This is a genomic window from Xylanibacter sp. (assembly GCF_057607445.1).
The window spans coordinates 1-1663 of record NZ_DBLZAX010000050.1 but is presented as its reverse complement, the minus strand read 5'-3'; the positions used below and the strand labels follow the sequence as shown (position 1 = coordinate 1663).

Here is a 1663-nt window from a genome sequence, read left to right as displayed (position 1 = left end):
GCGAAAAGAGTAAAGCCAAGCCTTTGTCTTGATTGAAATCAGAGTGGAACACAGAACGTTTCCGCCGCCTGTGGCGGCAGAAACGTTTTTAGTTACCTTTGCTGTAGGCATAAGAAGCAAGCCGTTTTTTTCTTGGGTTTTCAATCCCACAAAAGAGTATGGCTCCTTGTCCTGCGAATCGAAGATTGGTCGTCAGAGGCCGTATAGAAGAATGCTCATCGACAGGACATGGCTTATGCCATTTATCCATCAACAAGAGTAACGATATTACCATGGCAAAGAAAGCAAAAAAAGTCAAGACCGCCAAAGGTGCGGAACTTCGGATAGTTAATCCCGATGCGGCGGGGATAGACATCGCGGACGGTATCATGCAAGTTTGCGTCCCTGCCGACCGATCCAAGGACAACAACCGCGCGTTCGGAGCATATACATCCGACCTGCATGCCATCTCGGCATGGCTCAGGGAGTGCGGCATAAAGACAGTCGCAATGGAATCCACCGGGGTTTACTGGATACCGCTGTTCTGCCGCCTTCAGGAAGACGGACTGGATGTCGTATTGACCAACGCAAGGGACGTGAAGAACATAACGGAGAGGAAAACCGACGAGTCGGATGCCGAATGGCTGATGTTGCTGCACCAGTACGGGTTGCTCAAGGCAAGTTTCCAACCGCACAACGACGCCAAACGGATGAGGACACTCACCCGTCACCGTGACACCCTCTCGCGTGAGGCCTCAAGCATAGTCCTGCGTATGCAGAAAGCCATGCAGCAGATGAACATAAAACTTACGCTTGTCCTGTCTGACATTACGGGAAAATCCGGCATACGTATCATCGAGGCCATTCTTGCAGGTGAACGTGACCCCAAGAGACTTGCGGACCTGGCTGACATCCAGTGCAAGACTCCGAAAGAGGAAATAGCCAAGGCACTTGAGGGCAACTGGGAAGAAGACCTCATGTTTGTCCTCAGGCAAAACTATGATACTTTCAAACATTATTGTACCCAACTTGGCGAGTGCGATGCAGAACTGGAGAAACTCATGGAAAACTACCGTGCGGAGGTTGCCAAAGTGGAAGATACTTCATATAGCCCGGCAAAAAAACGCCGCGATTATAAAAAGACCAGGCATACCGTGGGCTTCGACGTGGAAAGGAAAGCATACGAAATGTGGGGAGTGAACGTTTTTGAGATACCGGGCATAAGCCACCTGACCGCACTTGAACTGATGAGTGAACTGGGGCACGACTTTACCCGGAAGTTCCCGTCTTCCAAACAGTTCTGCTGTTGGTGCAACATCTCACCGAACACCAAGATATCAGGAGGAAAAAGAATATCAAGCCACGTGCCACACCGTCGGAACAATGTCGGGTTGATTTTTAGAAGTATCGCTTCTTCGCTCGCCAATGCGAAGAACCAATTGGGGAACTTCTACCGCAGAATACGTTCACGGGCCGGAGGTAAAGCCGCAGTCATTGCCACTGCCCACAAGGTAGCCGAGATATTCTTTGCCATGGTTGCAAACCAAACAACTTATAATCCGGAAAGAGTAGGTATAGACGAGAAAGTATTACTCGAAAAACGGATTACAAGATACAAACGTGAATTAGAACGAATTACAGGGACACATATAGAAATTGGCAATGCATGTGTTCCATAGAAGAA

General features: G+C 49.0%; 1 protein-coding gene. It reads left to right on the top strand.

Annotated features, from left to right (window positions below; all coding sequences use genetic code 11):
• Window positions 1-272 precede the first annotated feature (272 nt).
• Window positions 273-1658, top strand: a complete 1386-nt coding sequence (locus ACZMIG_RS14745) for an IS110 family RNA-guided transposase (protein WP_181987293.1) — start codon at window positions 273-275, stop codon at window positions 1656-1658.
• Window positions 1659-1663: the final 5 nt, after the last annotated feature.

Excerpts from the sequence above, each read along its gene's own strand:
- ACZMIG_RS14745 (WP_181987293.1), top strand. The coding sequence starts at position 273 with ATGGCAAAGAAAGCAAAAAAAGTCAAGACCGCCAAAGGTGCGGAACTT.